Raw genomic sequence first — 5985 nt, 5'->3', positions numbered from 1 at the left:
CGCCGCGACTTCGGCCTGCACGAACGGCGACAGGCTCGCGCCGCTCGGCCAGTGGCGGGCCAGCGGCAGATCGGGCAGCTGCGTCCAGTCGGCGGGCGGCGGCGCGATGACCGGGGCGGGCGCCGGCGCCGGTGGCGCTTGAAGTTGCAGAAGAAGGGCGGCGAGCAGGATCACAAGCCGGTCGACCCGAACCCGCCGGCGCCGCGCGTCGTATCGTCCAGCGTCGCGACCTCCGCCAGCGTGGCGCGTTGCACGAGGGCAGGGACGAGCTGCGCGATTCGCTGGCCGCGCGTTACCGCGAATGCCGCGTCGCCGAGATTGGCGAGGATCACCTTCACCTCGCCGCGATAGTCGCTGTCGATCGTGCCGGGGGTGTTGAGGCAGGTGACGCCGTGATTGAGCGCAAGGCCCGAGCGCGGGCGCACCTGCACCTCATAGCCCGCCGGAATGGCAAGCGCGAAGCCGGTCGCGACGGCGTGGCGCGCGCCGGGGGCGAGCGTCACGTCTTCCGCCGCCACCACATCCATTCCCGCCGCGCCGGCGGTCGCGTAGACGGGGAGCGGCAGACCTTCGCCGTGCGGCAGGCGCTTCAACTTGATCGAGATCGGTTCGAGCATCGTCGCATCATATAGCGCGGCCATTGCAACGCGCTAGCGGGGCCGACGTAAGCCGTCGACAATCAGCGGGGCGATCCCGGGAGACGGGGCGGTCTTAGTCCAAGGCGTCCGCGATCCGCGTCGCCAGCCGATCGGCGACCGCGTCCTTGGGCAATTTCTCCCAGCTTTCGACCCCGTCGGCGGTGACGATATGGATCGTATTGGCGTCGCCGCCCATCACGTCGCCCGATACGTCGTTGGCGACGATCCAGTCCGCGCCCTTGCGCGCGCGCTTGGCGGTGGCGTGATCGATCACCTGCTCGGTTTCGGCGGCGAAGCCGATGACGAGGCGGGGGCGGTGGTCGCCCTTCGCCAGCGTCGCCAATATGTCGGGGTTCTCCGCCAGCCGCAGCGTCGGGGTGCCACCGCTGCCGTCCTTCTTGATCTTCTGCGGCGCGGCGCCCTTCGCGCGCCAGTCCGCCACCGCGGCGACCATCACCGCGGCGTCCGCCGGGAGCGCCGCATCGACCGCCGCCGCCATCTCGCGCGCCGTCTCGACATCGACGCGGGTCACCCCGAGGGGGGTCGGCAGCGCGACCGGGCCGGCGACCAGCGTCACCCGCGCGCCGAGCCGGGCGAGCGCGCCGGCGATCGCGAACCCCTGTTTCCCGGAGCTGCGATTGGCGATGTAGCGCACCGGATCGATCGGCTCGTGGGTCGGCCCGGCGGTGATCAGGACATGCTTGCCGGCGAGCGGCGCGGGCGCATCGCGCGCGGCAAGCGCGGCCTCGATCGCGGCGAAGATCGCCGGCGGCTCGGGCAGCCGGCCGGGGCCATATTCGCCGCACGCCATCGCGCCTTCATCGGGTTCGAGCACGGTCACCCCGTCGGCGCGCAATTGGGCGACGTTGCGGCGGGTCGCCGCGTGCTGCCACATGCGCACATTCATCGCCGGCGCCGCCAGCACCGGCTTGTCGGTGGCGAGCAGCAAGGTGGTGGCGAGATCGTCGGCGATTCCTGCCGCCATCCGCGCGAGCAGATCGGCGGTGGCGGGCGCGACGACCACCAGATCGGCCTCGCGGCTGAGCTGGATATGCCCCATCTCCGCCTCGTCCTTGAGGTCCCACAAGGTCGTATAGACCTTGTCCTCCGACAAAGCCGCGAGCGTCATCGGGGTCACGAAATGCGCGCCGCTTTCGGTCAGCACGCAGCGGACGCGGTGGCCGGCCTTGCGCAACAGCCGCACCAGCTCGCACGCTTTATAGGCGGCGATCCCGCCGCCGACGATCAACAGGATGCGCTTCATCTTCCCATTCCTATCGGACCACCCGGGTCACCGTGATGCGGCGCGTGTTACGCGCGGCGGCGATCAGGTCGCGCAGGCCGTCGGGAACGAACGCCAACCCGACGAGCAGCACCGGCGCGGCGAGCAGCCCCCAGTAGAAATTGTTGAGCCGCGCGAAACAGCCGATCAGCACGCCATAAGCGATCAGCATCGCCGCGACGCGCGACGCCAGCGGATGATCGGGCACCGTCCAGCCGAACAGCGCCAGCGCGATCACCGGCGCGGCGACGGCGAACGGGAAAACCTCCAGGATCGTCGCGTGCTTCAGCGTCATTGCGTAGAACCACGCGCCGTTGAGGCCGCTCCAGCCGTCCGACGCAAGGTCGAGCGGCCCGGTGACTCGCGACACTGCGAGCGCATGGAATGCGACCACTGCCGCGAGCACGAGCAACGACAGGCACCAGCCCGAGGTTTCGCGGCGGTGTCCGCCGAACAATGCAAAGCCGGCCATCACCAGCACATATAGTGCGGCGGTCTCGCGAATCAGCATCGCGCTCGTCGCCAGCGCGACGGCGGTGATCCAGCGCCCTGCGCGCCGCTCGGCGAGCGACCAGGCGATCAGCAGCGCCGCCCAGATCTCGTGAAAGGCGACGAGCGCGGGCTGGAGCGCTGCGATCAACCCGCCGGCGAGCAGCAGCCCCGCAATGATGTGCGGCGCGCGTGCGGGGAGGAACTCGCCGAGCCGCGACAGCCACGCCGCCGCGGTCGCGGCGACCAGCCCCCATAGCAGCAGGACCGCGCCCCATTCGGGCATCGCCGCCCTGACCCGCGCCAGCGTCGGCAAGCGGACGGTGACGAACGGGCGCAGCGGGTAGCTCCGCGCGCGCATCTCGCGGGCTGCCGCCTGATAATAATCGTCGCCGTGCCGCATATCGCCGACGATCACGTCATAGAGCGCGACGTCGAGCGAGCTGCTGTCGTGGCGCGCATTGTCCGGCGCCGCCGCGCCGCGCCACGGCTGGATCGTGAAGGCGGCGATCAACAACAGCAGGACGATCAGCGCGCCGCGTGCCCGTGCGGTGGGCCAGCCGGCATAGCGCGACGGCGCGGCGAGCCAGATCGGCGCGAAGCGACTCACCACCAATGCAGCGCGAGCAGTGCCGCGCCCGCTCCGGCGACCGCCGCGACCAGCGCCACCGCGGCATAGCGCCAGCCGCCGCCGATCCGCACCACCTCGATATCGCGCAGCGGCGGGGCAGGGGGGGCGCCGCCGGGTGCGGGAAAACGCTCCTCGATGCGGCGGACCAGCTCGGGGAGGCGCGCCAGCGTGCGGAAATCGCCGATCAGCCGGTCGGCGATCGCGGCTTCCGGCCCCAGCTCGGTGCGGATCCATTCCTCCACCACCGGTCCGGCGGTGTCCCACATATTGATATCGGGATCGAGGCTGGTCGCCACGCCCTCGACCATCACCATCGTCTTCTGGAGCAACAAAAGATGCGGCTGGGTCGCCATGTCGAAATCGCGGGTGATCGAGAACAGCCCGTCGAGCATCATCCCGATCGACATTTCCTTCACCGGCAGGCCGCGCATTGGTTCGCCCACCGCGCGCAACGCGGTGGCGAACTCGGCGACATTGTGGTGCGGCGGGACATAGCCGGCCTCGAAGTGGATCTCGGCGACGCGGCGGTAATTGCCGGTGATCAGCCCGTAGAGAATCTCCGCCAGCCAGATCCGTGCGCGGCGGTCGATCCGGCCCATGATGCCGAAATCGATCGCCGCGATGCGATTGCCGGGGACGGCGAACAGATTCCCCTGATGCATGTCGGCATGGAAGAAGCCCTCGGCGATCGCCTGCCGCAGAAAGGCGTGAACCAGGGTGCGCGCCAGCACCGGCGGATCGAAGCCCGCTTCGAGCAGCGCGGCGCGATCGGTGAGCTTGATGCCGTCGATCCATTCGATCGTCAGCACCTTGCCGGTGGTGCGCTGCCAGTCGACCGTCGGGACGATATAGCCCGGCTCGGCGGTCATCCCCTCGGCAAGTTCGGAGGCCGAGGCCGCCTCGCGCCGCAGATCGAGCTCGCGCGCCGTCCAGCGCTTGAAGGTCTCGATCACCAATCTCGGCTGGAGCCGCGCGATTTCGCCGCCCATCGGCTCGACCTGCGCCGCGGCCCATTCATAGGTCTCGATCGCACGGGCGAATTCGTCCTCGACCCCCGGCCGCAGCACCTTGACCGCGACCTGCCGTCCGTCGGTCGTCACCGCGCGGTGGACCTGCGCGATCGAGGCGGCGCCGACCGGCGCCTCCTCGATGCTCTGGAACAATTCCTCGAGCGGGCGGCCGAGGCTCGCGCGCAAGATCGGGCGAATTTCCGCGAACGGCACCGGCGGCACCGCATCCTGCAGCCGCAGCAGATCGTGCGCCGCGGCCTCGCCGATCAGATCGGGGCGCGTCGCGAGCGTCTGGCCGAGCTTGATCGCGGCGGGGCCGATCGCCTGGAATGCATCGGCATAGCGCGGCACCGCCGGGGTGCGCGCGCCGAACCGCGCGATGCGCAGCAGGTGGCGCAGCCGCGGCGGGGTATTCGCGTCGCGTTCGATCCCGCGCAGCGCCCCGTGGCGCGCGAGAATCCGGCCCCATTTGAGGAGCCGCCAGCTATGAACGAGCGCGGAGGTCAAATCTTCCAGCCGCTATGGATCGCCACCAGCCCGCCGAGCAGCGGCTCGACCTTGGTCTGGACGAAGCCGGCGTCGCGGATCATCGCCTCGAACGCGGGCATGTCCGGGAAGCGGCGGATCGATTCGATCAGGTAGCGATAGCTGTCGCGATCATGCGCCAGCGCGGCGCCGATGCGCGGCACCAGATGGTGCGAATAAGCGTCATAGACCTCGCGGAACCCCGGCCATTGCGTGGTCGAGAATTCGAGGCAGAAGAAGCGCCCGCCGCGCCGCAGCACGCGATGCGCCTCGCGCAGCGCCTTCGGAATATCGGTGACGTTGCGGATGCCGAAGGCGATCGTATAGCCGTCGAAGAAACGATCGGGGAAGGCCAGCGTCTCGGCATTGGCCTCGGTCCAGACGAGATCGTCGATCCCGCGCTGCTGCGCGCGCTCGATCCCGACTTCGAGCATCGCCGGGTTGATGTCCGCCACCGTGACGCTCGCCCCGGCGCGCTGGAGGCGGAAGGCGATGTCGCCGGTGCCGCCCGCCATGTCGAGGATCTGCTCGCCCGCGCGCGGTTTCACGCGGCGGACGAAGCGATCCTTCCACAGCCGGTGCATCCCTGCGGACATCGCGTCGTTCATCAGATCGTAGCGGCTGGCGACGCTGGCAAAGACCCCGCCGACGCGGGCGGTCTTTTCCGCCGGCGATACTTCTTCATAGCCAAAGGAGACGGTTTCGCTCATGCGACGCAGCCCTAGCGGGGGCGGGGCGCGCGGGCTAGGGTCGATCGACATTCCCGGCGGGCGGCGGCATCCCCGCTATCCCATTCATCGTCATGCCGGACTTGATCCGGCATCCAGCGCAACGAGCGATGGCCTGTGTGGCTCTGGATGCCGGGTCGAGCCCGGCATGATGCCAAGAGGCAAGCGAGAACCATGCCCGAGCTTCCCGAAGTCGAAACCACCGTCCGCGGGCTCGCGCCGGTGCTGGAGGGCGCGACGATCGCCGCGATCGAAACGCGCCGCGCCGACCTGCGCCGCCCGTTCCCGGTCGATCTGCGCCAGCGGATGACGGGCACGCGGGTCGTCGCGCTCGGGCGCCGCGCCAAATATGGCCTGATCGACACCGATCGCGGCGATACCTTGATCTTCCATCTCGGCATGTCGGGGCGGTGGCGGATCGACCCGGGCGAATTGCTGCCGCACGATCATCTGCTGATCGATACCGGCGCGGGGCGGCGCATCGCGCTCAACGATCCGCGTCGATTCGGCTCGGTCGATCTGTGGCCGAGCGACGCATTGGCCGAATTCCCTGCCTTCGCGGCGCTGGGGCCGGAACCGCTCGGCCCGGGCCTGACCGGCGCTGGGCTGCACAAGGCGCTCGCGGGGCGGCGCGCGTCGATCAAGCTGATGCTGCTCGACCAGCGGATCGTCGCGGGGCTCG

Annotated in this window: 6 protein-coding genes; 1 reads left to right on the top strand and 5 read right to left on the bottom strand. The window is 69.9% G+C overall.

Annotated features, from left to right (window positions below; genetic code table 11):
- Positions 1–170 precede the first annotated feature (170 nt).
- The 5 genes from dut to BGN95_RS26260 form a co-directional block, all read right to left on the bottom strand.
- Complete coding sequence (gene dut, locus BGN95_RS26280) at positions 171–617, bottom strand: dUTP diphosphatase (protein WP_265269909.1); 447 nt, start codon at positions 615–617, stop codon at positions 171–173.
- A 94-nt stretch (positions 618–711) separates the two neighbouring features.
- Complete coding sequence (gene coaBC, locus BGN95_RS26275) at positions 712–1902, bottom strand: bifunctional phosphopantothenoylcysteine decarboxylase/phosphopantothenate--cysteine ligase CoaBC (protein WP_286774532.1); 1191 nt, start codon at positions 1900–1902, stop codon at positions 712–714.
- 10 nt (positions 1903–1912) lie between these two features.
- Positions 1913–3019, bottom strand: coding sequence for a glycosyltransferase family protein (locus tag BGN95_RS26270; RefSeq protein WP_286774531.1), 1107 nt, complete (start codon positions 3017–3019; stop codon positions 1913–1915).
- Entirely contained in the window at positions 3016–4557 is a 1542-nt protein-coding gene (gene ubiB, locus BGN95_RS26265) for a 2-polyprenylphenol 6-hydroxylase (protein WP_265269769.1), read from the bottom strand. The genes BGN95_RS26270 and ubiB overlap by 4 nt, the downstream gene beginning before the upstream one ends.
- Positions 4554–5285 carry a class I SAM-dependent methyltransferase gene (locus BGN95_RS26260; protein WP_286774530.1) on the bottom strand — a complete coding sequence of 244 codons (732 nt, stop codon included), beginning with the start codon at positions 5283–5285 and terminating at the stop codon, positions 4554–4556. Before BGN95_RS26260 ends, ubiB begins: the two co-directional genes overlap by 4 nt.
- A gap of 192 nt (positions 5286–5477) precedes the next feature.
- Between BGN95_RS26260 and BGN95_RS26255 the strand changes: the two genes are divergently transcribed.
- Positions 5478–5985: DNA-formamidopyrimidine glycosylase family protein (locus BGN95_RS26255; protein WP_502688358.1), on the top strand; the 508-nt coding region annotated here is incomplete at its 3' end.

This window comes from Sphingomonas sp. 66-10, from assembly GCF_001897045.1.
Lineage (GTDB): Bacteria > Pseudomonadota > Alphaproteobacteria > Sphingomonadales > Sphingomonadaceae > Sphingomonas > Sphingomonas lycopersici.
Note: the sequence above shows the minus strand (reverse complement) of the source record. Positions and strands in the feature narration are given on the sequence as shown.

Excerpts from the sequence above, each read along its gene's own strand:
- coaBC (WP_286774532.1), bottom strand. The coding sequence starts at position 1,902 with ATGAAGCGCATCCTGTTGATCGTCGGCGGCGGGATCGCCGCCTATAAA.
- BGN95_RS26260 (WP_286774530.1), bottom strand. The coding sequence starts at position 5,285 with ATGAGCGAAACCGTCTCCTTTGGCTATGAAGAAGTATCGCCGGCGGAA.
- dut (WP_265269909.1), bottom strand. The coding sequence starts at position 617 with ATGCTCGAACCGATCTCGATCAAGTTGAAGCGCCTGCCGCACGGCGAA.